Here is a 24,901-nt window from a genome sequence, read left to right as displayed (position 1 = left end):
TTAGTAATCCTCTTTTCTATTATCATGTCTCCTAGAATCCAAATATCGAGAGAAAAAATAGGTCTTCTCCATTATGAATTCTAAGAGTTTAGCATCTTCACGTCGTGCATAGAGCACCAAATTTTTAAATTCCGTAAAATTATTCTCTTCAATAATATCAATGACTGAGGTAATAAATCCATCAGTATTATTGCTAATTAAAAACTTGTCTAAGTCGAAGCCACAACCGAATTCAATATCGTTAATATCATAAGGTGTCTTATTAGGGTCGTTAGCGTGGATAAAATAGTCATACATCCCTTTTGGGCTCATGACGATTTCGATATGAGCTGGCGTGTTTAATTTCTCAGTTAATAACTCAGATACTTGTGAATAGCTTTTCAGTGAGTCAAAGAATAATGCACCATGCTTATGTGCTTTTTTGAATTCTCCTGTTTGTCGATTGATGTCCTTGTCGTGCCAAGGACTCAGGATAAATGGGATGTGCATATCTTCAAGAATATCAAGGTAGTTTTTAGGGGTACTATCTTGATAAAGTAGAAATGCCCATTTGTTTGAACGTTTTTCTTTTGTCATAGAATATTTGCCTTTCTAGATTGAATTTTGCTGATTGTTGATTATTGATGTTATGGGGGGTCGTAGTAACCCCATAACATCCAGAGTATAGAACGGTGCTGTTTGGCCTTCACTTCGTGAGCCACAGCACCGTTCCTTATAACTATTTTCGTTTAGTACCGATAAAGTACAACCATTTTCCGCTTCGCTCAGGTCGTGAAAAATAATAGTCAGGGTTACGGTTGGCAATTTCTTCACTAATAAGCATTTCCATATCTTTTAGAATTTTTGTTGCCTGTTGAGTTTTAGGAATCCGAATCAATAGTGTAACTCTATTTTTTCGAATATCTACAGTTGCTTTTTGAATCGCTCGGTTAAAGTATTTGTTAATCGGGTTGTAGCGTATTACTCTTGCTTGTTCTATGGTTGTCACGGTTTTAGAGCGTTCGCTTTGCCTTAAAAAAATACGCATAGTAAATGTCTGATGAACAGATTTCCATAGGTTTGTTAGATTGTCTTCTTTCAATCGTAAGAAAAACTCATAATAAACAAGAACTGAAAGAAAAAAGATTGATACAATAGCAATAAACAAGCTAATGGTATAAAGTATACCTACAAACTGATAAATGAAAGACAGATAAACAGTACTTTGTAAGGAAGTCATGCTGATACTGAATAACGTAGAACCAACAGCACAAAGAACTCCTATAATAAAGAACAAAGTGCAGATGTTGAAAGTTTGTTGATAGTAATTTCTTTTCATTGGCTATAAAATACCTTTCTTTGTGTAATACGTAGGGCAAAGCAGGGGTATAATCTGATAGGGATGTTCATTATCAATAATCTGAATAAGCCCGGTCCCTTTTCCAATGGGAATCACAATGCCTTCTGGGTTGAGGTCTGGAAATAAGAACTGTGTAGTTTTCTGATTGATATTTCCAATCTGGATGAGTACATTGAGCTGTTCACGCACTGAGACAGGGATTGTATTATGGTCAAAACGCTGACTGACAAGGAGTAGATGAACCTTTGTTGACCGTCCCAATAGTACAATCTGAGACAATAGAGATAAGAATGAATCTTTGATATTCTTATTAACTCCTTCGGATAAAGCAAGTACCTCATCAATGACGATAGTCAGATGTTTAAATTCATGACGTGGATTTTCAAAGAGAATCCCTTGACGTTTATGAATGATGGTTAAACATTGACTCAAATTTTCATTAATTTCTGATACGAAATCAGACTTGGAGCGATTTTCTTGAGGGTGAATAACAGCAATTTGATGTTGCTTTGCCCAGCGTGAAGGGGTATCAAATTTAGGGTCAACGATAATCAAGTCAGAGATGTTTTTAAGAAAACTTAGCAAATACGTTAGAGCATAACTTTTCCCACTTCCTGAGTTTCCAGCAATAGCAATGGAAGTTACCTTATCATAGTTAATGACTAGATTTTTCATGATAGGAATATCATTGCCTTTTAGAGATGTAGAAAATTGTTCAAGGTCTGGAATGACTAGACGTTCAGAAATTCCTTTTTTCCAAGGGAAGAATAGGCCTCGTTGAACATGAATATCATCTGTTTTCAATGCGACAAAGTAGGCAGAATTTTGCTTTAGCAATGTGTATTGGGGATAAAGTGACGCATTGGCGATTAAGAAAATCTTTTGATACAAGTCGTCATCAATAATAAATCCAGTTGGAAGACGTGGAACGAAGATGAATCCGTTTTCTTGTACAATGATGTCAAATGAATTAGTGTAGGAGGTCTCACCCTGTAAAACAGATCCTAAAGCCATGTTTAGGCTCTGTAACAGGTATTGTTCCAACTTGGCACGACCTTGTGAAACAATCCCATCCATTATTTCACCTCTTTCAATCCGTCAGCTTTGAAGTAAACATTATAGCTTACTTCACATGCCTGTAAGTTATCAAAACTAACAAGAGAAAGATATTCAGGAAGGTCAGGCTTTTCAAGGAATTTCACTTGAAATGGTGGTAGTCCTTTTTGACCAAACCATGTTTTGTAGGCGACAATTTCACTTGTTGGTCTTCCATCTTCAAATTTTTGTTGGGGTTCAAGCTCGTCACTAAGCAAGTGGATAGGAGCTTGAAGGTCAACATATTGTTCTGCTGTTTGGTTTGAGTATCCGCTTTTGCGGTATTGTGGTCTCATTTTCATAGTTTAAATACCTCGTGTATTATTTATTGTTTGTTTAGTGTAGAGCAACATGCTCGGTTTAATGTCATGAGCTGGACAATAGATTATGTCATACATTTTTACCTCCTTATCTATCAGGAGAAATAATTAGAGTAATTGGTAATTATTTTTTAAATTTTTTAGAAATAATCTTTTAACTCTTGTTTTAAAACATTTAGAGCTTTTTGATAATGGCTCTTAACCGTTTTATGACTCTTGAATCGAGTTTCTTTGGTTAATTGAAGTGTAGAGGTGTTGTAAATAGCGATTTCGATGACAATATGTAAATCATCTATTGACAATGTTGATAAAGCTCGGCAAATCCGTTCATTTTGTTCTTTCAGAAGTAAATATTTCAGAGGTTCATGACGATAATCTGAATACATGTCAATAATATTAGTAGGTCTTCCTAATCGTTCAATAGTCGCATCCAAACTAAGTAAGTGATATTTGCGATCTTGACGTTTAAGATTGTCTAATGGTTGATTAAGTAAGTGTGAGACTGTTTTCCAATCTTTATTATTTGCAGCTTCTATTATTTTTTGATGACGACGTTCTGTTACTTTAGACATACTATGCCTCTTTCTAACAGTTTCTTTATAGGACAAATAGAAACAGTTATGAGCAGTAGTTTTGAACGCCTTGGCATAAAAGCACGCCAAATAAACGGCAAAACCATTTATGCAAGATATGACCGTTATCGTCATATCATCATAATTAGTTTCAATCCGTCCATTTGATGCGCATCATATAGAACTGTGATTATTTTTTATCAAGAATAATTCCTTGATGTTTTCATCATAAAACAGATAAGAAAAGAAGACCATGACCTCTCAGGTCATGGTCTATAAAGCGTATAACTAAGCGATTTATAAGCTTTTAGTCAGGTTATAAAAAGTTAAAATCTTTATTTTTACAGTAGAAAAATGACCTCACAGGTCAAAAAATAAGAAAAAAAATTTAATTATTTTTTAAAAAAGAAGTAGATATGTACTTTGACAAGAAAAAACAACCCAGCTTTTGCTAGGTTGTTAGAGGTAGATATGGAGCTAAAAAACAAAGAGTTCAAAAAGTATTCTGACAAGAAAAGAGTTGACTAGTTTTTCATAGTAATAGAAAAAAGACCATTAAGGTCTTTTTTTGTCAGTTTTTGATTTAAAGAATTTGTAATATATCATGGAAATATTTTAAAGTTGAATAAGCATATCTTTTTTGATATTTTTGTTTATTTAATGTGATATGATGCTGATTATGATTGATATAATCATCTAAATATCTTGTTATTTCAGAAATAATACGTTTTGATTGACTCATTGCTTCAATATATTCATCTTTATCGATAAGCACATGGCTTGTACTTAAATATCTGGCTGAATTTTGTATGATTACCATTTTTGAATAATCTAGACCAGAGAGAGAACGACGTGAGCGACTTGTATTTCTAAAATGATAACCATTTCGATGTTTCATCTGACTGCGAAATGGAACACAAATAAAATAATCTTTATACTCAACAACAATACAGTTATAAGTACGATTTCCACTAGGTTTTAGAATTTCAGGAAATCTATTGTGTGGATAATCTTTGTAAAAATCACTTGTTAAAGTATATAGTTCTTGTTCATATTGAAGTGTCAACTTTATTACTCCTTATGTAAAAAATGATAGAGAGGAACTCTCTATCATTAACATCGTTTCGGTCAATTTTTATTTGGTAAAGGAGTCAGAACCGTCACTCCTATCATCGTTTCGGTCAATTTTTATTTGGTAAAGGAGTCAGAACCGTCACTCCTATCATCGTTAACGATGTTTACTATCTTAAGTATAGGTTACAAATGATACTTTGTCAAATAAAACTCTCTTATCCATACAATTCTTTTCCTGTATAATTGAGTTCTTGTACTTTTTGATGAAATAAGGCTAATTCTTCTCGGTAATGGGGTTCAAACTGTTGACTTAATGTTAACCACTCAATAATCACCCGAGCTTTTGAAAGTCCTTCTACTTTGTTTTGACGTAGCAGATGATAAGTTTCTTCCATTTCAAGACAAATCATTTCATAGGTTTGCTGATATTTAAAAAGATAAGGTTTTGACCTAATTTTTTTAATTAACAAGTCTGCTCGTAAATAATAACCACGTTTAGAAAAATAGCCCACAGTCGCAATCAGGATTCGTTGAGCACTTTTTACTTGTTCAAGTGTGCTTTGTTTGGAATAAACCTCAAGAAAGTGTTTGGTCATTCGTTTGACAAACTGGTAAGGACAGGCTTCAATAATACACAAGTAAAAATCTGTTTCAATATGATTCAGTAAGCTAAGGTATTCTCGACTTTCTATCTCATTGATAAAGTGTCTAATTTCTTTTTCATAAGTCTTAAAGTTTTCAACTTGTCCCCTAGCCTTTAAATAAAAGAGTTTTTGTTCCAAGTCATACTGGAAAGGATTGTCTTGTCTAATGTTCTCCATATCAGAGCTAACTTTTTTGGCTTGTTGTTGAACTTCAATCGGGCTAATCGCTAATTTTTCCATAGCAATTCTACCTTGATAGAGTCTATCCTGATGATGAATTTGAGCAAAATCCACCCAATCAAGACCAATAGTAATCAAAAGACGTGAGAAGTTCTCTAAGCTAATACTACTTTCTCCTCTTTCAAAGCGTCCTAAAAATTGAGCAGAAACGACTTCTCCAGCGGCAGCTTTGATTGATAAGTCTCTTTTTTCTCTCAACTGACGAAAAACTTTTCCAAAATGATGAGGCATCATTTCCTCCTGTTGTTCTTTTTTTCATCATATCATATTTAAGCCTCAACCAAAAATAGAGACAACCTATAGGTAGCAAAAATCAAAAATCGGGGGGGGGGGGGTACCCCTTTTAGATGTATTTTGAACCTATATGCACCACCCTTAACAAGGGGTCATGTGCCTATGATAAACTGATGATGTAAGACTTAAGTGAGATAGACCTTTGACAATTGAATAGCTGATAGAGAGGGAGGAGAGTAGGCCAATCTATCAGAAAAAGTAGGCAAAGGTCTAAATCTGACATTAAGTGCTTACGCAAACGTTTTTTAAAATCATCATGTTGAAAGGAGTAAAGGATGATCACAATAAAAACAAAAAAAACAAAAACAATCCTAGCTGCTGGTACCATCGCAACACTTGGCTTAGCAGGTAATGTTAAAGCCGAAGAAGTAGCAGTACCAACTAACCAACCAGTCGCTGAAACCCAAGCACAGGAGGTTACCGTTACCGCTGAGCAGGTGACAGAAGCACAAACGACGGTTGACACGACAAGCAACCAAGTTATGGTCGCAACAACAGCCGTTGATACCGCTCAAACGGCTGTTGATACCGCTCAAGCTGATAGCACACAAGCAGCTACCAATCTTGAAACGGCGCAAACCCTTCTTGCTCAAGCTGAAGAGCAAGCTACTCAAGTAGAAACAGCACCAACAGTAGAAGAAACCCTTATGGTTAAGGATTCAGTATCCCTACCGCAAGAGGAGTATTCAAAACAAGAGGGTGTGACACAAGAAATTAATGGTGAAACCTATCTAGGAGATCCTAACAACTCATGGTCATACTCGGGCGAGGTTGAAGAAGTGGTTGAATTAACCCCTGAACAAGCCAAGTCACTTAAAGAAACTGGTGATTTTGAGTACACCCCAGATATGGCAAAAGTATCGGAGTACATGGCCCAGTACATCAACGAGTTCAATGAAGCTAATGGCATTACGGCAAATGTTGTCGCAGACAGTGATGCTATTCGTGCTGCCCAAGCCCGTGCTGAAGAAAACGCTGAGCGTAATGAAATGACGCATTCATCAAAACTATACGTGAGAAACACAGACAATGATGAAGTCGGTAACTACTGGATGACTGATCGTTCCGGTGAAATTATCACTAAAGATAAAGTGAAGTCTACAGAAAACGCCAGTCAGGGTGTTCTTTTTTTTGAAAAAAATGAAAACGCCTACAGTGACGGATTAGCTGCACATGTTGCTGGTAAAAAGCTTAATCAATTATCTGCAACGGACACATCATACAGTAACATTCGCTCAGACAAAGAATTAGCTAATTATCTATTCCTAGGATGGTTTGCTGATACACGTAATGTTGAATTAAAGTCAAACGAGCGCCGTCAACAACTCATTGATATGACAACTGGTAAGATTGAAGCCAACCCATTCACTCAAGCACGCGCTGTCGGTCACCGCACAGCCATGATGGGTCGTGTCGGTTATGTCGGTGTTGGTCTAGCTAAAAATGCTAACGAAGACCAAACTAATCCAAATGGTGTTTACCAAGCTATTATGACCTTCATGTATGATAACAACATCGAAGCTAAGAAAAAAGACACAGACTTCAGAATGAATAGTGTTGCTGACGGTGACTGGGAAGACGCCAACTTCAATAAACTATCATATGCCATGGTTGACAAAAACTTAACGTCAACCACTTACAACATGGATGGTTCTGTTAGTTCAACCGATAAAGTTGACCCAACCTTTGTCCAATACTACAAGGGTAAAGAAGTAGTCGCAGGTCCACGCCGCACTTACCGTTTTGTGGTTAAGTCAGATATTGAAACCCTAAAAGCTGAAACACAGGCTAATCTTACCAAAGCTAAAGCCCTTGTTGCAAAAGCCAGTGAGCAAAAAGTAGCTGCTGACGCTAGCCTAACCGCAGCCCTAGCTAGCCTTGAAACTAAACGCCAAACCTTAAAAGAAGCCCTTCTTGCGCGTGATGAAGCAGTCAACACCTACAATAAGATTAAAGGCATCTATGACGCCCAAGCCTTGTTAGCTGACAGTAAGGGTGAAGAAGTTGTTGAAGTAGCTAAACCAGTTGAAACACCAGCTAAACCAGCTGAGGTAAAACCAGCTACGCCAACTGAAACTAAACCAGTTGATGTACCAACTGTACCAACTGAAGTAAAACCAGTTGAACCAGCTAAATCAACTGAGACTAAACCAGTTGAAACACCAGCTCAACCAACTGAGACTAAGCCAGTTGAAGTACCAGCTAAGCCAACTGAAGCTAAACCAGTTGAAACACCAGCTCAACCAACTGCAACAAAACCAGTTGAAACACCAGCTAAACCAACTGAAGTAAAACCAGTTGAGGTACCAACTAAGCCAACTGAAACTAAACCAGTCGAAGTGCCAGCTACACCAACTGAAGTAAAACCAGTTGAAGTGCCAGCTACACCAACTGAAGTAAAACCAGTTGAAACCCCAGCTAAGTCAACTGAAGTAAAACCAGTTGAAGTACCAGCTAAGCCAACTGAAGTAAAACCAGTTGAAGTACCAGCTAAGCCAACTGCAACTAAACCAGTTGAAACATTACGTCATAAACCTATAATGAACTCTTTTGCTCAAAGCAACCCACAAGACTATCAAAAATTAGTCAATAAAGTGAATCAAGCAATGAGTAAGCCAGTAACTGATGATACAAACACAGAAAAACGTTTGCCACAAACAGGAGTAAAAGAAACTAGTTTCCTTGCTCTTATTGGAGTTACACTCCTTGGTCTAGTCGGATTAAAACAAAAGAAAGCACGTTGGGAGGAATAACAATGGCGAAAAATAGATACTACGCAGTAAGAAACGGAAGAAAACCTGGAATCTATACCAGTTGGCCAGAAGCTGAACAAGAAGTGAAAAGCTTCTCTAATGCAGAGTTTAAAGGCTTTCCTACTTTGGAAGAGGCAGAAGCCTACATGTTGCCAAAAGATGCACAAATGATTGACATGACAAGTAAAGAATTAGAAATCTATGTAGATGGTTCTTTTGATTCAGAATCTCAAATCTATGGTAGTGGAATTGTTATCCTAAAAGACGACCAAGTCATTGAAGAATTAGCGATTCCAAGTCAAGACGATAGCTTTGTAGAGAGCTATCAAGTTGCAGGTGAAGTGCTCTCTGTTATTCATGCGCTAACATGGATGAAAGAACAGGGTTATGCAAGTGCAGCTATCTATTATGACTATACCGGAATTGAAGAATGGGTAACTGGAGGTTGGAAAGCAGAAAAACCAATTTCCAAATACTACGTTAAACGTTATCAAGAACTTGTGGATGGCTTAGATATTGATTTCATCAAGGTTAAAGCACATTCTGGCGTGACCTATAATGATCGAGCAGATAACTTAGCTAATCAGGCGATTGCATCCAGGAGGTCTCTTTGAAGAGCAACGTCAAGAACTTTTAGCCCGATTTGAAAATGGAAGTGCTCGACCCTTAACAGAAAATCAGGAACTGAAACGCACGTTAAAAGAAAAGTATCATCAAGCTCTCAGAACTTGTTTAGATGAGTATTCTTTATCAGAAAAATATGTGATTGAAGGAGCAAGCTACGAATCAGTAACTTGCTTGCAATCAACTTTAGAAACAATTACTCTTGATTTGGAAATCGAGTGCTATCTATATAATCGTGAGACGTATCAACCAAATACAGATGCTGCCATGCGACGTTGCCTACTGAAAGTTGTCTTAGATTTGAACGTAAGTCAGCCGATTGAAAAAAGTGAGATTAAATCTGTCTATGAAAAAAGACAAGGTCAGTTTAAACTCGCTTCAGATGAACTGGAGTGGGTAGCAGAGCGATTTGTTAGTCGTTATTTCCCCGAAAACCCAGTAACCCCTCAACCGTTGGATTACATGGCTTTAGTTGATAAAATGAACTTAACGTTAGTTGAAACAGATACACTAGATGTTCTTGGAAAGATTTATATTGTAGATGATCCTGAAACACAATTTAAGGCAGGAACAATCTTAATCAACAAATCTCATTCTCGTCATCAGAAACAAGGTGTTTTGGCAAATACAATTGTGCACGAATGTTTACATTGGCATTTGCACCGTGTAGCTCATAAGGACTTAGAAGTCGCAAGTCATCAAATTGAGGCTGATAGCCATAGCTATATTGAATATCAAGCTAATAGTATTGCAAATAAAGTTCTTTTGCCTAAAACAAGCTTTATCAAAAAGGTTGAAGAAGTCACTGAAGAGCAAAAACAACTCTATCCAGAGGCAGATGAACTGCTTATAATGAAGAAAGTCATTAATCAATTGAAAGACTTTTTTGGAGTCTCTCGACAAGCAGTTAAAATTCGTTTGACACACTTAGGTTATGAGTTGGCTAGAGGAGTTTATGAGTGGGTAGATTCAGCCTATGTACCAGCTCATAGTTGGAAATCAGGTTTTCTAAATGCTAAGCAAACGTTTTGCATTAGTGAAAAAGAATTAGAAAAACTAAAGCAAGAAAACCCTAAATTACGTCAAGCCTTAGAATATGGAGCCTTGGTTTATGTTGAATCTCATCTTTGTAAAAATCACCCTGACTATTTAAGAATAAAGGCACAAAAGGGTGACTTTAAAATGGTATTGACTGACTATGCCAGAAAGCACATGGATGAAGCTTGTATAGTTCTCACTAAAAATTATGCTCAGACTGAAATAGCTATTGAGATGATGACTTCATTAAATCGTCCAGCTTTGCTAGAAAAAGTTATTATCAAAAATGTAGATTTAGATAGTTTACAACTAAAGGATTACGAAGAAGCACATCAGTTATCACTAAAGATGCCATATCAATTTGGTGAGGCACTTAAATATTTGATGAAAGAATTCAATGTTCCAAATGAAGAACTAGCGGCTGATATAGGTGTGGCTACTGAGACCATCTCTAAGATTAGAAATGAGAAGATGAACCCTTCTATAGAAACAGTGGTCGCTATTTGTATTGGACTTTCTCTTCCCTATGAGATTAGTGAACAATTAGTAGAAGCAGCGTCTTATTCATTAAAAAATAAGAGTCTTTTACATTCTATGTATAATCTTTTTTTACAGTGGGCAATATTACCAAATGTAACGGTTGAATCTTGTAATCAATTCTTAAAAAATAATGGTCGTTCTCCTCTTACTAAAGGTATTTGATTAAAGAAACAATTCACTTAATTAGGAATATGTTTTTAAGTGATATTAAACCCCTTAACTAGTTACCTAGTTAAGGGGTTTTTATATGTCTTGCCTTCATTACTGCTACTGAACTTAGCAATTTGTCTAATTCTTCAGTATATCCTTTTTTAAATTTTTCGTTTTCTAAGCGTTTGTTAAGATATTCTCTAAAATCAACGGTTTCCATTTTGTTTTCTCTCCATTTCTTCAAATTCTTGCTCAGGACAAAAAGTCTATTGCTCTTTTTTCAAGTCAGAATTTGATTTGTCTAAATTCAATTTATTTTAGTAAAATGACTAATGTATAGAGCAATACTCTAATTTATAAAAGTAGAAATTACAACAAGCTCTAGTAATTACTAGAGCTTGTTTTCTTTTATATATCCGAATGTCTAAATTTATTTCACAAAAAATGTAGTCAAAAATGTAGTCATTCGATTGATTTTTATTGAAATACAGTGAAATTTGAAATTTCAAGAATCCCTTTAAATCAAGGTTTTTACCGTCCTATTGACGTGTACTGACCCATTATTTAACTTCTGTAAATACAACGTGTTTGCGAAGTTTTGGTGAGTATTTTTTCAATTGAAGACGATCTGGTGTGTTACGCTTGTTCTTAGAAGTAAGGTACAAACGCTCACCTGATTCTTTATGTTCAAGAGTGATATTAACGCGCATGATAACTCCCTTCTAATTAGTTAGCGTTTTTAGCAACTTTACGTCCTTTGTAATATCCTTTAAGAGATACACGGTGAGAACGTGAATAGTCACCAGTTGTTTGATCGAATGCTACGTTAGGAGCAGCCAATTTATAGTGAGTACGACGTTTGTTTTTCTTAGCTTTTGACGTACGACGTGCAGGAACAGCCATGATAGACTCCTTTCAAAGATTAAAATATATTAGACTATCTTAGTCAACTTTTACTATGATAACATAATCTTTTTGTAAAGTAAAGTCCCTTGACAAATTTTCTTTAATTTTTTTCAAAAGATTGCTAAACTATTCACTCACTATCTTTGAACACTTGCTTGTGTACTTATTGGTCTTTTTGTTTGCGCTTACAAAAGATATAATAGGACTGTAAATAAGAAAAAATAAAAAGAAAAGGAGTTTTAAAATGGAAGTCATTTTTAACCTATTAAACTGGTTCTCGCAAAATATTTTGCAGAATCCAGCGTTCTTTGTCGGTTTGCTCGTTCTGATCGGTTACCTACTTTTGAAAAAACCCTTGCATGATGTTTATGCAGGATTTGTTAAAGCAACAGTTGGTTACTTGATTTTGAATGTTGGTGCAGGAGGATTGGTTACTACATTCCGTCCAATCTTGGCAGCCCTAAACTATAAATTCAAGATTGGTGCGGCAGTTATCGACCCTTACTTTGGTTTGACTGCTGCAAATACTAAAATTGCTGAGCAATTCCCAGACTTCGTTGGTGCAGCAACAACAGCTCTTTTGATTGGTTTTGGAGTTAACATTCTTTTAGTTGCTTTGCGTAAATTGACTAAAGTTAGAACCCTTTTCATTACTGGTCATATCATGGTGCAACAAGCAGCAACCGTTTCTTTGATTGTTTTGTTACTTGTGCCACAACTTCGTAGTAGTGCAGGTGTTATCGCTATCGGTGTGATTTGTGGTCTTTATTGGGCAGTCAGCTCAAATATGACTGTTGAAGCAACACAACGCTTGACAGGTGGTGGTGGTTTTGCCATCGGTCACCAACAACAATTTGCAATTTGGTTTGTTGATAAAGTTGCTCCAAAACTTGGTAAAAAAGAAGACAACTTGGATAATCTTAAATTACCAACTTTCTTGAACATCTTCCATGATACAGTGGTTGCCTCAGCAACACTGATGTTAATCTTCTTCGGATTAATCTTGACTATCTTGGGTCCAGATGTAATGTCTAATGCAGAAGTTATCACATCAGGTACACCATTTAACCCAGCGAAACAATCATTCTTCATGTATGTTATCCAAACAGCATTTACTTTCTCAGTGTATCTATTTGTCTTGATGCAAGGGGTTCGCATGTTCGTTGGTGAGTTGACTAATGCCTTCCAAGGTATTTCATCTAAATTACTTCCAGGTTCGTTCCCAGCGGTTGACGTTGCAGCGTCTTATGGTTTTGGTTCACCAAACGCAGTTCTTTCAGGATTTGCAGTTGGTTTGATTGGTCAGTTGATCACAATTGTTCTCTTGATTGTCTTCAAAAACCCAGTGTTGATCATCACAGGTTTCGTTCCAGTATTCTTTGATAATGCGGCAATCGCAGTTTACGCTGACAAGCGTGGTGGTTGGAAAGCAGCAGTTATTCTATCATTTATCTCTGGTGTGCTTCAAGTAGCTCTTGGTGCAGTTGCAGTAGGCCTACTTGACTTGGCAGCATACGGTGGTTATCACGGAAATATCGACTTTGAATTCCCATGGTTGCCATTTGCATACCTATTCAAATATCTTGGCTTGGCTGGTTATGTGTTGGTTTGTGTATTCTTATTGGTTATCCCACAACTTCAATTTGCCAAAGCGAAAGATAAAGAAGCTTACTATCGTGGTGAAGCTCAAGGTGAATAATTTAATAAACGATTAGAAATTGATTTGACAGGAGGAAAATACAATGGTTAAAGTTCTTACAGCATGTGGTAATGGTATGGGATCATCAATGGTGATCAAAATGAAAGTAGAAAATGCTCTTCGTGGTCTAGGCGTGACTAACTTTGAGTCTGCATCATGTTCAGTTGGTGAAGCTAAAGGATTAGCTGGTGGTTATGATATTATCGTCGCTTCAAATCACCTCATTAGCGAGTTAGAAGGTCGCACCAATGGTAAATTGATTGGTCTTGACAATTTGATGGATGATAATGAAATCAAAACAAAATTGGAAGCAGCATTGAAATAATAGAGATGGCGGGGGCTTTCATAAAACGAAAGCCCCTCTGTTAATGGGAGGAAATACTTATGAACTTGAAAAAATCATTCACTGAAAATAATTCGATTCGTCTTGGTTTGACAGCTACAACTTGGCAAGAGGCTGTTAAGTTGGCAGTTAACCCTTTGATTGAGAGTGGTGCTGTTACAGAAACCTACTATGAAAATATCATTGCGTCAACAGAAGAACATGGCCCTTATTACATCCTAATGCCAGGTATGGCAATGCCACATGCTCAGGCAGGTGAAGGTGTTAATCGTGATTCATTCTCTTTGATTACCTTGACAGAGCCAGTAACTTTCTCAGACGGTAAGGAAGTATCAGTTCTTCTCACACTTGCTGCAACATCAGCAGCGATTCACACATCAGTAGCGATTCCACAAATTATTGCTCTTTTTGAATTGGAAAATTCAATCGAGCGTCTAGTGGCATGTCAAAGTCCTGAAGAAGTGCTAGCTATGGTTGAAGAATCAAAAAATAGCCCATATCTTGAAGGTCTTGATTTGGAAAGCTAAGATAAGTTGAATAAACGAATAGAAAAGAGGAGAAAAAATGACAAAACATATTCCAAATTTACAAGTTGCCCTTGACCACTCTGACTTGAAAGGTGCTGTTAAGGCAGCCGTTGCAGTTGGTGCAGAAGTTGATATTATTGAGGCAGGGACAGTTTGCTTACTTCAAGTGGGAAGTGAGTTGGTAGAAGTCCTTCGCAATCTGTTTCCAGATAAGATTATCGTGGCAGATACCAAGTGTGCGGACGCTGGTGGTACGATTGCTAAAAACAATGCCGTGCGTGGTGCTGACTGGATGACGTGTATCTGTTCAGCAACGATTCCAACCATGTCAGCAGCCCTTAAAGCCATCCAAGAAGTAAATGGTGATAAAGGAGAAATTCAAATTGAGTTGTATGGTGACTGGACTTATGAACAAGCTCAATTATGGTTGGATGCAGGTATTTCTCAAGCCATTTACCATCAATCTCGTGACGCCCTTCTTGCAGGTGAAACTTGGGGTGAAAAAGACCTTAACAAAGTTAAGAAATTGATTGACATGGGTTTCCGTGTATCAGTTACAGGTGGTCTTGATGTGGATACCTTGAAATTATTTGAGGGCGTTGACGTTTATACCTTTATCGCTGGTCGTGGTATTACCGAAGCAGAAAATCCTGCACAAGCAGCTCGTGAATTCAAGGATGAAATCCGTCGTATTTGGGGGTAGGCCATGAAGCGTCCAATTGGTATTTATGAAAAAGCAACACCAAAACAGTTTACTTGGTTAGAGCGATTGAATTTTGCTAAAGAACTCGGTTTTGATTTTGTTGAAATGTCTGTGGATGAATCAGACGATCGTTTGGCTCGCCTAAACTGGAGTAAAGAAGAACGTTTGGAAGTTGTTAAGGCCATTTATGAAACAGGCGTGCGTATTCCAACCATCTGTTTCTCAGGTCATCGTCGTTACCCACTAGGGTCAAATGATCCAGAACTGGAAGCCAAATCACTGGAAACCATGAAACAATGTATTGAGTTGGCTCAAGATTTGGGTGTTCGTACCATTCAGTTGGCTGGTTATGACGTTTACTACGAAGAAAAATCGCCAGAAACCAGAGCACGTTTCTTGAAAAACCTACGCTTGGCGTGTGACTGGGCTGAAGCAGCTCAAGTTATGCTAGCCATCGAGATTATGGATGATCCATTTATTAACTCGATTGAAAAATACTTAGCCATTGAAAAAGAAATTGACTCGCCATATCTCTTTGTTTACCCAGATACTGGCAATGTGTCTGCTTGGCACAATGATATTTACAGTGAATTCCTACTTGGTCATCGCTCAATTGCAGCCCTTCATCTAAAAGACACTTATGCTGTTACAGAAAGCTCTAAGGGGCAATTCCGTGATGTGCCGTTTGGTCAAGGTTGCGTTGATTGGGAAAATATGTTTGCCGTTTTGAAAGAAACCAACTATAATGGCCCATTTTTGATTGAAATGTGGTCTGAAAATTGTGAAACAGTGGAAGAAACGCGTGCAGCAATTAAAGAAGCACAAGAGTTTCTATACCCATTGATTGAGAAAGCGGGGTTATTCTAATATGCCAAAATCATTAGCAGAAATGCGTCAACGTGTTTATGAAGCCAATGTTTCCCTACCAGAACATGGTCTAGTGAAGTTTACTTGGGGTAATGTTTCTGAAGTTTGCCGTGAACTTGGTCGTATCGTGATTAAACCTTCTGGTGTGGATTATGACAAACTTAGTCCAGAAAATATGGTAGTCACTGACTTGGATGGTAATGTGGTTGAGGGTGACTTGAATCCATCGTCTGACCTGGCGACCCATGTTGCTCTCTATAAGGCTTGGCCAGAAGTTGGAGCAGTGGTTCACACACACTCAACAGAAGCAGTGGGCTGGGCACAAGCTGGTCGTGATATTCCTTTTTATGGGACAACTCATGCGGATTACTTCTACGGACCTGTTCCATGTGCACGTTCGTTAACGGCAGATGAAGTTAATTCAGCCTATGAAAAAGAAACAGGTGCAGTGATTGTTGAAACTTTTGCAGAGCGTGGCATTGACCCAGTTGCCGTACCAGGTATTGTGGTGCGTAATCATGGCCCATTTACCTGGGGGAAAGATCCTGCACAAGCAGTGTATCATTCAGTCGTGCTAGAAGAAGTGGCATGCATGAATCGCTACACTGAACAAATCAATCCACAAGTGGAACCAGCTCCGCAATATATCATGGATAAGCATTATCTGCGTAAACATGGTCCTAATGCTTATTATGGGCAAAAAGGAGATGCACATTAAAAAAATGAAAAGTCTAGTGTAATCGACTAGGCTTTTTTGTGGATTTGCTAAGTGACGGTCCTTAGCGTTATAAAATTTGGTATCTATGCTATAATGGAGATGAAAGAGAAAGGAAATCACTTATGATTTTATTGGATAAAAGTAGTTGCGATTTATTACGCTACCTCATTCAGCTTGATCATCCAGAAACGGTTATGGCCATTAGTCGTGCGATGGAGCAGTCACGGCGAAAGATTTATTATCACTTAGAAAAAATCAATGACGCCTTGCCAGAAACGGTTAATCCGCTTGTCAGTCAACCTCGGATTGGCTTGTTATTGGATGCCAATCAAAAGAAAGCTTGTCAAAAACTTTTGGATGAGGTGGCGGCAGATAGTTATATCATGAGTATTGACGAACGTATTCAGTTGATGCTAGTTTATATTGCCGTATCTCCAGCTCGTGTCACCATTGAAAAATTGATGGAATTAACCGATGTGTCACGCAATACAGTTCTTAATGACCTCAATGACATTCGCTATCGTCTGTCACAAGAGCAGTATAAGGTTAACCTTTATGCCAACAAATCGCAAGGCTATTTTCTTCAATGTCACCCAATCAATAAAATCCAATATGTTCATTCCTTTCTTTATGATATTTTTAATGAAGCCAGTGATAGCTTTATCAATATTTTACGAGAAAAATTAGCTTTGATTTTTGGTCAAGAAGAGCTGTTGTCCGATCAAGTGCAAGATTTTCTATTGATAGAGCTGAGCCAGAGAGAACATGAATTGGGTAAAAAAATCAACCGTTCAGAAGTCAAGATGATGTTACGCATTTTGCCTTATCTACTCTTGTCTTATCACAATATGGATTTGACCACAGAAGATACGGCAGATATTGAACAAAAATTTGCTCCAGTCTATGAGAGAATTGAGTATCAAGTGGCTAAGGCCCTAAGCCAGTCCATTTGGGAGCGAATAGGTATTGCTTTAGATGATGTTGATACTTGCCTGATAGCAGTTTTACTATTATCTTATCGCAAGGATAAGGATACCCATATTAGCAGCAAGGATTTCTTGGAAATGACCAAGATCTTAACCACCTTCATTGAAGCCTTTGAAGAAGCTTGTGGTACAATTATTTTGAATCAAGAAGACTTAAATAAACGCTTGTTGACGCATGTTAAGTCTCTCATTTTTCGTAAACAATATGGCATTCTATCTAAAAATCCGCTCACCAAACACATCAAAGAAAAATACCAACAAGTTTTTCAAGCAGTGAAAAAAGTATCTGCCATTTTAGAAGAAGCCTGGCAACTTGAATTGAATGATGATGATTTGGCTTACCTCACCATTCATTTTGGTGGGTATATCAACCATTTTCAACTGACGTCTGGTCCAGTCTTACCCAAGCAAGTTTATATCATTTGTGACGACGGGGTTGCCATGCAAAAATTGCTCCTAAAACAGTGTCAAGATTACTTACCAGTCAATAGTATTCAGGCGATTTTTACTAGCGAGCAATTCAAAAGTGTTGAAGATTTATTGGTGGCAGATGTTTTGATTTCAACCAGTGATGCTTTTGAAACACAGTTTCCCTTAATCCAAGTACATCCTATTTTATCGCCTGAAGACGTTAGAAAGCTTCAACAATTTTCTCGCCAACATGATTTTAGTCATCGCTTGCCTTATTTTGAAGAACAAATCAATCAATTATTACTCCCTCATTTATCTCAATCAGACCAAGCTCAAAACCTAAGTCAAGCCATTTGTCGTTTGTTTGAAGATCAAGTTTTAGCAAGTCATTTTCAAGGTGTGACAAGTGAACACTGACTTGTGTAAGACTTGGTCTTTTTCTTTTTCTTGTCATTTACTATAATAAAAAAGTAAAGAAACTTATTTATTATTGTTTTGAGGAGGAACACAAATGGCTAATGTAAAAGATATTACAAGAGAATCTTGGATTTTAAGCACTTTCCCAGAATGGGGCACATGGTTAAATGAAGAAATTGAAGAAGAAGTTGTCCCAGCAGATAATTTTGCGATGTGGTGGCTAGGAAACTGTGGAGTTTGGGTGAAAACACCAGGTGGCGCTAACTTAGTTATGGATTTATGGTCAGCTCGTGGTAAATCAACTAAAAAAGTAAAAGACATGGTTCGTGGTCACCAAATGGCTAATATGGCAGGCGTGCGTAAATTGCAACCAAATCTCCGTGTGCAACCAATGGTTATCGATCCATTTGCTATTAACGAGTTGGATTACTATTTGGTTTCTCATTTCCATAGTGATCATATTGACATCAATACAGCAGCGGCAATTATCAACAATCCAAAACTTGACCATGTCAAATTTGTTGGTCCTTACGAGTGTGGTGAGATTTGGAAAAAATGGGGTGTTCCAGAAGATCGTATCATCGTTGTGAAACCAGGTGATAGCTTCGAGTTTAAAGATGTCAAAGTTCATGCCGTTGAATCATTTGACCGTACTTGCTTGGTAACTCTACCAGTAGAAGGTGCAGAAGAAGCTGGTGGTGAATTGAGTGGACTTGCTGTTACTGATGAAGAAATGGCCCGTAAGGCAGTTAACTATGTCTTTGAAACACCAGGTGGAACAATCTACCATGGAGCAGACTCTCACTTCTCTAATTACTTTGCTAAACATGGTAAAGACTTTGAGATTGATGTTGCCCTTAATAACTACGGTGAAAACCCAATCGGTATCCAAGACAAGATGACTTCTGTTGACCTTCTTCGTATGGCAGAAAATCTTCGTGCTAAAGTAATTATCCCAGTTCACTATGACATCTGGTCAAACTTTATGGCGTCAACCGATGAAATCTTAGAATTGTGGAAAATGCGTAAAGAACGTTTACAATATAAATTCCATCCATTTATTTGGGAAGTTGGTGGTAAATACACTTATCCACAAGATAAAGATATTATCGAATACCATCACCCACGCGGATTTGATGATTGCTTCGAACAAGATTCTAATATCCAATTCAAAGCTTTACTATAATCAATTGGTTTGAAAACCATATCCGCCTATCCTTGCGATAAGCGGATATTTTTGTTAATATTAAAATGTAAGAGCTTACCAAGTTGTAGCTTAAAATAGAAAGGAATTTTACATGTCTAACTTATCAGTTAATGCTATCCGCTTTTTAGGAGTTGATGCAATTGAGAAATCAAAATCAGGTCACCCAGGTGTTGTCATGGGGGCAGCTCCAATGGCTTATAGTCTTTATACTAAGCATTTACGTGTCACACCAAATCAACCAGATTGGGCTAACCGTGATCGCTTTGTCTTATCAGCAGGTCATGGATCAATGTTGCTTTATGCCCTCTTGCACCTATCAGGTTATCAAGACGTTAGTATGGAAGAAATTAAAAACTTCCGTCAATGGAATTCAAAAACACCTGGTCATCCAGAATTTGGTCATACCCAAGGTGTTGATGCCACAACAGGACCATTGGGTCAAGGTATTGCAACAGCTGTCGGTATGGCTCAAGCTGAGCGTTTCCTTGCTGCAAAATATAATAAAGAAGGTTACCCAATCTTTGACCACTACACTTATGTTATCTGTGGTGACGGAGATTTGATGGAGGGGGTATCAGCAGAAGCAGCTTCTTATGCTGGTAAACAAAACCTTGACAAGTTGGTTGTCCTTTATGATTCAAATGACATCTGTTTGGATGGAGAAACAAAAGATGCCTTTTCTGAAAATATCCGTGCTCGCTATGAGGCTTATGGCTGGCATACAAGTCTAGTTGAAGATGGCAATGATTTGGCAGCTATTTCAAAAGCCCTTGAAGAAGCTAAGGCAACTAAAAAACCAAGCTTGATTGAAGTAAAAACCGTTATCGGTTTTGGTTCACCAAACAAACAAGGAACGAACGGTGTCCATGGTGCCCCACTTGGTGAAGAAGAAACAAAAGCAACTCGTCAAGCTCTTGGATGGGATTATGCCCCATTTGAAGTGCCAGCAGAAGTTTATGCTGATTTCAAAGAAAAAGTGGCAGATCGTGGTCAAGCAGCCTATGACACTTGGGAAAAATTAGTCAACGACTATAAAACAGCTTATCCAGAAATGGCAGCTGAGTTAACAGCCGTTCTAGCTAACGAACCAGTTGCTGAATTGACAGAAAAAGACTTCCCAGCTTATGAAGATGGTTTCTCACAAGCAACGCGTAATTCATCACAAGATGCCATCAATGCCGTAGCTAAGGTCTTGCCAAACTTCCTTGGTGGTTCAGCTGATTTGGCTCACTCTAACATGACTTACATCAAAGAAGATGGTTTGCAAGATGCTCAAAATCCACTTAACCGTAATATCCAATTTGGTGTGCGTGAGTTTGCTATGGGTACTGTCCTAAACGGTATGGCACTTCATGGCGGTGTTCGTGTCTTTGGTGGAACATTCTTCGTCTTTTCAGACTATGTTAAGGCAGCAATGCGTCTATCTGCCCTTCAAGGTTTGCCAGTGACTTATGTCTTTACCCACGATTCGATTGCAGTTGGTGAAGATGGGCCAACTCACGAGCCAATCGAACATTTAGCAGCTCTTCGTGCTTTGCCAAACTTGACTGTTCTTCGTCCAGCAGATGCGCGTGAAACACAAGCGGCTTGGCACTATGCCCTAACAAGTAAGACAACACCAACTGCCCTTGTTTTAACACGTCAAAATCTAGAAGTTGAAGCAGGCAGTCAGTTCAATGAAGTAGCTAAGGGTGCTTATGTAACTTATGAAACATCAAGTGACTTTGATACCATTCTTTTGGCATCTGGTTCAGAAGTTAACCTAGCTGTTAAAGCGGCTAAGGAACTTGAAAAATCAGGAACTAAAGTTCGTGTGGTTTCAGTACCATCAACTGACTTGTTCGACCAACAATCAGCAGAATACAAAGAAAGTATCTTGCCAAGTCAAGTGCGTCGTCGTGTTGCGATTGAGATGGCAGCAAGTCAAAGCTGGTATAAATATGTTGGCTTAGACGGAGCAGTTCTTGGTATTGATCAATTTGGTGCGTCAGCTCCAGCTAATAAAGTGATCGAAGAATATGGCTTCACTGTGGAAAAAGTTGTTGAACTTGTTAATAACTTGAAATAAGAGACGAATAGAAGAAATCATTGATTTCTTCTATTTTTTATCTGCTTTTACGAAATAATAAAGTAGGAGGGACTCATCATGAAACAAGTAGAACAAGAGATTAAAGAGTTAACAGAAGTCAGCAAGGCATCAACCAATGTTTCAGCAGACTTGATTGCTAAGTTATGGTTTTCTCTAGCAACAACTTTGTTGTTAATTTTTGCATGTTTGTCCAATTTAACGCTAACCAGTGTATCTGGTATTTTGGTTTTGTTACTCATCTTGTGTCTATTTGTTCTTGGTTTTATTTTTCTTCAATTATCTTAATCAGCACCTTGAAATCTGTAACAAAAGATTTCAAGGTCTTTTTGTCAAGCTATGATATAATGGTAGAAAAAGTGACGAAGGGAAATGTTTAAATGAAATTACAAACTTTGGGTTGTTGGGGTGGTTATCCTTATCAAGATGCTGGAACAACTAGTTATTTATTGACCAGTCAAGATGGGTTTAATCTGCTAATTGATGCAGGTAGTCGAGCTGTGACAGAGTTGGAAAAAATTCTTAATCCCTTAGATCTAGATGCGGTGATTATTAGTCACTATCATCCAGACCATATTGCTGATTTGGGTGTTTTGGGACATTATCGTTTGCTTTATCCCAAATCATCACCGACTTTAACAATTTATGGTCATGATGAGGATGAACATGAATTTGCTAAGTTAAACATGGGAACAGCCTTAAAAGGACAAGCCTATCAAGTTGATCGTGTCAATCAGATAGGTCCTTTTGAAATCAGTTTCATCAAGACGGTACATCCGGTGGTTTGTTATGCCATGCGTATTCGTGAAGTTGCAACCAATCAAGTCTTAGTTTTTACTGGTGACACAGGCTATTTTGAAGGCTTAGCAGAATTTACCAAAGATGCCGATTTGTTTTTGGCAGATGTGTATTTCTTTGAAGGTCGCGAAAATCACCCAGCTCATTTGACTAGTAAGGAAGCGGGGCAGATTGCCAAACAAGCTCAAGTGAAACGCTTAGTCTTGACCCATCTTCCTCAGTTTGCAGAAGAAGGCATTGATTCAGACAATCACTTAGAAGTCTTGCGTCAGCAGGCTCAAGTTTATGCAGGAACGATTCAAGTAGATTTAGCTAAACCCAGACATTCTTGGGAATTGGGAGAATTGTAATGACGTATTCGCAAGCTGAAAAAGAATACTTCATGACCCAAGCCTTGTTTGAAGCCGAAAAATCTCTTGCTAAAAATGAAATTCCTATTGGTTGTGTAATTGTGAAGGACGGTCAAATTATCGGTCGTGGTCACAATGCTCGTGAAGAACTAGGACAGGCGATTATGCACGCTGAAATCATGGCCATTCAAGAAGCTAACCAAACTCTTGGCAATTGGCGTTTGTTGGATTGTACACTCTTTGTGACCATTGAACCTTGTATCATGTGCAGTGGAGCTATTGGTTTAGCTCGTCTGCCTGAAGTGGTTTATGGTGCAGCCAATCAAAAGTTTGGAGCGGCGGGTAGTCTTTATGATATTTTGTCTGATAGCCGACTCAATCATCGTGTAGAAGTTGAATCAGGTCTAATGGCAGAAGCCTGTGCAGAGATCATGCAAACCTTTTTCCGTCAAAGACGACTTGAAAAAAAGCAAGGCTAGTTCTTGCCAAATAGCTCTCTTATTGATATAATAAAAAATAGAGCAACAACTGTGCGTGAAGCGGGTCAGGGGAGGAATCCAGCAGCCCTAAGCGATGTCGGTTGTGTGCTCTTTTTTATTGTCTATGGATAAACAAGCCAGTTAGTCGATTACCTATGATGTTTTGTCTATCAAAGTTTTTCTAATTTCTAATGGTGAGATATGGTACAATAGATATAGTGAATGCGTTAACAGAGAGGGGTTTCAATGAGAAAATTTTTACAAACCAGTTTATACGAGATTTCTTTTTATGTGGAGATTGTTATTTCTATTATCTTGGTCTTAGTTTTAATGTCCTTGACCATGCGTCTGTTGGTTGGAGCAGTGGATCTTTGGACAGCAACTCAAACTATTGAAGATTATTTACAAACCTTTCTGACCCAAGCCATGACGATAGCAGTCGGTGTGGAGTTAATAAAAATGCTTTGTAAACACACGTCTGGCACGATTGTCGAAGTCTTGCTCTTTGCCGTTGCTAGACAGATTGTGGTATCTCATGGGACTGCACTTGATACGCTTTTAGGGGTTATTGCGATTGGTGCTCTTTTTGCCACGAGAAAATACCTCTTTACTAGTTTTGATGATTCCAATAATATCATCTTGCGTGGTAGCCAAAAGGTACAGATTGCTGGAATTTTGGCGCGGGTAAAATTACCCAATAAAAAAGGGGAATTGTTACGTGATTTTATGGAACGGCATTTGGAAGAAGAAGACAAGAGCATTGCAGTTGGGTCAACTATCTACATTAAAGATGTGGCCTTACGAGTTGATAGCATGCGTGGCGATCAGATTACTCGTGTAGAAATTATCAAATCATTATATTAGTTAAATAAGGGGTAAGCCCCTTTTTTTGTGGTATAATAAAGTCATGACAAATGAAGATATCATCTATGGCGTACATGCCGTTATTGAAAGTTTAGAAGCTGATTTAGGCAATAAACTTTATGTGCAAGAAGATTTGCGTGGAAAAAATGTCGATAAGATTAAATCCTTGGCTCGAGATAAAAAGGTTTCGATTTCTTGGACATCTAAAAAAGAGTTGAATGACATGACTCAAGGAGCAGTTCACCAAGGCTTTGTGCTTCGCGTGGCAGCTTTTCCTTATGCGTCGTTGGAAACCATTCTAGCCAAGTCAGAAGAAACAGATAATCCATTGCTTCTCATCTTGGATGGCTTGACCGATCCCCATAATTTTGGCTCAATTTTACGAACAGCAGATGCGACCAATGTGACTGGTGTCATCATTCCCAAACATCGTGCCGTTGGTGTGACACCTGTAGTGGCTAAAACCTCCACAGGAGCAGTTGCTCACGTTCCTATTACCCGTGTGACCAATCTCAGTCGCACGATTGAGCAGCTCAAAGCACAAGGGTTTTGGATTTTTGGGACAGATATGTCAGGCACGCCAAGTCATCAATGGAATACTTCTGGCAAACTGGCTCTGATTATCGGTAATGAAGGTCGCGGTATGTCAGCCAATCTCAAAAAACAGGTGGATGAAATGATTACCATTCCCATGAAAGGCCATGTTCAAAGCTTGAATGCTAGTGTTGCGGCAGCTCTACTTATGTACGAAGTCTTTCGTAATCGTTTCTAGTTGAGAATAACAGAATCGTTCTATCAGATGATTTTTAACAAATTAGGCCATCAAAAAAACTAGAGTTCTTAGTGACTCTAGTTTT

The 24,901-nt window shown here is 38.0% G+C and carries 27 protein-coding genes and 1 other RNA gene; 18 read left to right on the top strand and 10 right to left on the bottom strand.

The window, feature by feature from the left end; genetic code table 11:
* The 7 genes from FRX52_RS02720 to FRX52_RS02690 form a co-directional block, all read right to left on the bottom strand.
* Entirely contained in the window at window positions 1–576 is a 576-nt protein-coding gene (locus tag FRX52_RS02720) for a replication protein (protein ID WP_146461006.1), read from the bottom strand.
* Window positions 577–718: 142 nt separating this feature from the next.
* Complete coding sequence (locus FRX52_RS02715) at window positions 719–1,219, bottom strand: hypothetical protein (RefSeq protein WP_261379141.1); 501 nt, start codon at window positions 1,217–1,219, stop codon at window positions 719–721.
* A 102-nt stretch (window positions 1,220–1,321) separates the two neighbouring features.
* Complete coding sequence (locus FRX52_RS02710) at window positions 1,322–2,416, bottom strand: AAA family ATPase (protein WP_146495712.1); 1,095 nt, start codon at window positions 2,414–2,416, stop codon at window positions 1,322–1,324.
* Entirely contained in the window at window positions 2,416–2,730 is a 315-nt protein-coding gene (locus FRX52_RS02705; protein WP_186603332.1) for a hypothetical protein, read from the bottom strand. Before FRX52_RS02705 ends, FRX52_RS02710 begins: the two co-directional genes overlap by 1 nt.
* A 164-nt stretch (window positions 2,731–2,894) precedes the next feature.
* Window positions 2,895–3,326, bottom strand: coding sequence for a sigma-70 family RNA polymerase sigma factor (locus tag FRX52_RS02700; protein WP_146495716.1), 432 nt, complete (start codon window positions 3,324–3,326; stop codon window positions 2,895–2,897).
* A 583-nt stretch (window positions 3,327–3,909) separates the two neighbouring features.
* On the bottom strand, window positions 3,910–4,392 hold the full coding sequence (gene tenpIN, locus FRX52_RS02695; RefSeq protein ID WP_146495718.1) for a type III toxin-antitoxin system TenpIN family toxin: 483 nt from the start codon (window positions 4,390–4,392) through the stop codon (window positions 3,910–3,912).
* Between the two features lie 223 nt (window positions 4,393–4,615).
* Entirely contained in the window at window positions 4,616–5,515 is a 900-nt protein-coding gene (locus tag FRX52_RS02690; RefSeq protein ID WP_186603328.1) for a helix-turn-helix transcriptional regulator, read from the bottom strand.
* Window positions 5,516–5,853: 338 nt separating this feature from the next.
* Here FRX52_RS02690 and FRX52_RS02685 point away from each other — a divergent pair, with 338 nt between their 5' ends.
* Genes FRX52_RS02685 through FRX52_RS02675 form a run of 3 tightly spaced genes read left to right on the top strand, consistent with a single transcriptional unit; the run spans window position 5,854 to window position 10,695 of the window.
* Window positions 5,854–8,331: an LPXTG cell wall anchor domain-containing protein gene (locus tag FRX52_RS02685; protein WP_146538412.1), complete on the top strand. Its 2,478-nt coding sequence runs from the start codon at window positions 5,854–5,856 to the stop codon at window positions 8,329–8,331.
* A gap of 2 nt (window positions 8,332–8,333) precedes the next feature.
* On the top strand, window positions 8,334–8,945 hold the full coding sequence (locus FRX52_RS02680) for a viroplasmin family protein (RefSeq protein WP_146538411.1): 612 nt from the start codon (window positions 8,334–8,336) through the stop codon (window positions 8,943–8,945).
* Window positions 8,923–10,695 carry an XRE family transcriptional regulator gene (locus FRX52_RS02675; RefSeq protein WP_146538410.1) on the top strand — a complete coding sequence of 591 codons (1,773 nt, stop codon included), beginning with the start codon at window positions 8,923–8,925 and terminating at the stop codon, window positions 10,693–10,695. The genes FRX52_RS02680 and FRX52_RS02675 overlap by 23 nt, the downstream gene beginning before the upstream one ends.
* A gap of 70 nt (window positions 10,696–10,765) precedes the next feature.
* Here the strand turns inward: FRX52_RS02675 and FRX52_RS05480 are convergent, their stop codons facing one another.
* The 3 genes from FRX52_RS05480 to rpmF form a co-directional block, all read right to left on the bottom strand.
* Window positions 10,766–10,903, bottom strand: coding sequence for a hypothetical protein (locus FRX52_RS05480; RefSeq protein WP_186603326.1), 138 nt, complete (start codon window positions 10,901–10,903; stop codon window positions 10,766–10,768).
* Between the two features lie 340 nt (window positions 10,904–11,243).
* Window positions 11,244–11,393: a 50S ribosomal protein L33 gene (gene rpmG / locus FRX52_RS02670; protein ID WP_001265622.1), complete on the bottom strand. Its 150-nt coding sequence runs from the start codon at window positions 11,391–11,393 to the stop codon at window positions 11,244–11,246.
* A 16-nt stretch (window positions 11,394–11,409) separates the two neighbouring features.
* Complete coding sequence (gene rpmF / locus FRX52_RS02665; protein WP_146461024.1) at window positions 11,410–11,586, bottom strand: 50S ribosomal protein L32; 177 nt, start codon at window positions 11,584–11,586, stop codon at window positions 11,410–11,412.
* A 247-nt stretch (window positions 11,587–11,833) separates the two neighbouring features.
* On the opposite strand from rpmF, the gene FRX52_RS02660 reads away from it, so the two are divergent.
* From FRX52_RS02660 to rlmB, 15 genes are all read left to right on the top strand, one after another.
* The gene (locus FRX52_RS02660) at window positions 11,834–13,288 is read left to right on the top strand and encodes a PTS ascorbate transporter subunit IIC (RefSeq protein WP_146538409.1); all 1,455 of its coding nucleotides are present in this window, start codon (window positions 11,834–11,836) and stop codon (window positions 13,286–13,288) included.
* A gap of 43 nt (window positions 13,289–13,331) precedes the next feature.
* Entirely contained in the window at window positions 13,332–13,613 is a 282-nt protein-coding gene (locus tag FRX52_RS02655) for a PTS sugar transporter subunit IIB (RefSeq protein WP_146461028.1), read from the top strand.
* A gap of 59 nt (window positions 13,614–13,672) precedes the next feature.
* Window positions 13,673–14,158, top strand: coding sequence for a PTS sugar transporter subunit IIA (locus FRX52_RS02650; RefSeq protein WP_146495726.1), 486 nt, complete (start codon window positions 13,673–13,675; stop codon window positions 14,156–14,158).
* A 37-nt stretch (window positions 14,159–14,195) separates the two neighbouring features.
* Window positions 14,196–14,861, top strand: a complete 666-nt coding sequence (locus FRX52_RS02645; RefSeq protein WP_146495728.1) for a 3-keto-L-gulonate-6-phosphate decarboxylase UlaD — start codon at window positions 14,196–14,198, stop codon at window positions 14,859–14,861.
* A 3-nt stretch (window positions 14,862–14,864) separates the two neighbouring features.
* Complete coding sequence (locus tag FRX52_RS02640) at window positions 14,865–15,728, top strand: L-ribulose-5-phosphate 3-epimerase (protein ID WP_146495730.1); 864 nt, start codon at window positions 14,865–14,867, stop codon at window positions 15,726–15,728.
* Between the two features lies 1 nt (window position 15,729).
* Entirely contained in the window at window positions 15,730–16,446 is a 717-nt protein-coding gene (locus FRX52_RS02635) for an L-ribulose-5-phosphate 4-epimerase (protein ID WP_146538408.1), read from the top strand.
* 122 nt (window positions 16,447–16,568) lie between these two features.
* Window positions 16,569–18,260 carry a transcription antiterminator gene (locus tag FRX52_RS02630; RefSeq protein WP_146538407.1) on the top strand — a complete coding sequence of 564 codons (1,692 nt, stop codon included), beginning with the start codon at window positions 16,569–16,571 and terminating at the stop codon, window positions 18,258–18,260.
* A 94-nt stretch (window positions 18,261–18,354) separates the two neighbouring features.
* Entirely contained in the window at window positions 18,355–19,446 is a 1,092-nt protein-coding gene (gene ulaG, locus FRX52_RS02625; protein WP_146461039.1) for an L-ascorbate 6-phosphate lactonase, read from the top strand.
* A 112-nt stretch (window positions 19,447–19,558) separates the two neighbouring features.
* Entirely contained in the window at window positions 19,559–21,535 is a 1,977-nt protein-coding gene (gene tkt / locus FRX52_RS02620) for a transketolase (RefSeq protein WP_146495737.1), read from the top strand.
* A 78-nt stretch (window positions 21,536–21,613) separates the two neighbouring features.
* A complete protein-coding gene (locus FRX52_RS02615) occupies window positions 21,614–21,841 on the top strand; it encodes a hypothetical protein (RefSeq protein WP_146461042.1) in 228 nt (75 codons plus the stop codon).
* 92 nt (window positions 21,842–21,933) lie between these two features.
* Window positions 21,934–22,701 (top strand): MBL fold metallo-hydrolase, encoded by a 768-nt coding sequence (locus tag FRX52_RS02610; protein WP_146538406.1) that lies wholly within the window; start codon window positions 21,934–21,936, stop codon window positions 22,699–22,701.
* On the top strand, window positions 22,701–23,180 hold the full coding sequence (tadA, locus tag FRX52_RS02605; RefSeq protein WP_146538405.1) for a tRNA adenosine(34) deaminase TadA: 480 nt from the start codon (window positions 22,701–22,703) through the stop codon (window positions 23,178–23,180). Before FRX52_RS02610 ends, tadA begins: the two co-directional genes overlap by 1 nt.
* Window positions 23,181–23,209: 29 nt before the next feature.
* Window positions 23,210–23,307: signal recognition particle sRNA small type (gene ffs, locus FRX52_RS02600), an RNA gene on the top strand.
* Between the two features lie 119 nt (window positions 23,308–23,426).
* Window positions 23,427–24,044 (top strand): hypothetical protein, encoded by a 618-nt coding sequence (locus FRX52_RS02595; RefSeq protein ID WP_146495743.1) that lies wholly within the window; start codon window positions 23,427–23,429, stop codon window positions 24,042–24,044.
* A gap of 43 nt (window positions 24,045–24,087) precedes the next feature.
* Window positions 24,088–24,816 carry a 23S rRNA (guanosine(2251)-2'-O)-methyltransferase RlmB gene (rlmB, locus tag FRX52_RS02590; protein ID WP_146538404.1) on the top strand — a complete coding sequence of 243 codons (729 nt, stop codon included), beginning with the start codon at window positions 24,088–24,090 and terminating at the stop codon, window positions 24,814–24,816.
* Window positions 24,817–24,901 lie beyond the last annotated feature (85 nt).

Source organism: Streptococcus sp. sy018, from assembly GCF_007859185.1.
In the GTDB taxonomy this organism is placed as follows: Bacteria; Bacillota; Bacilli; order Lactobacillales; family Streptococcaceae; genus Streptococcus.
Note: the sequence above shows the minus strand (reverse complement) of the source record. Positions and strands in the feature narration are given on the sequence as shown.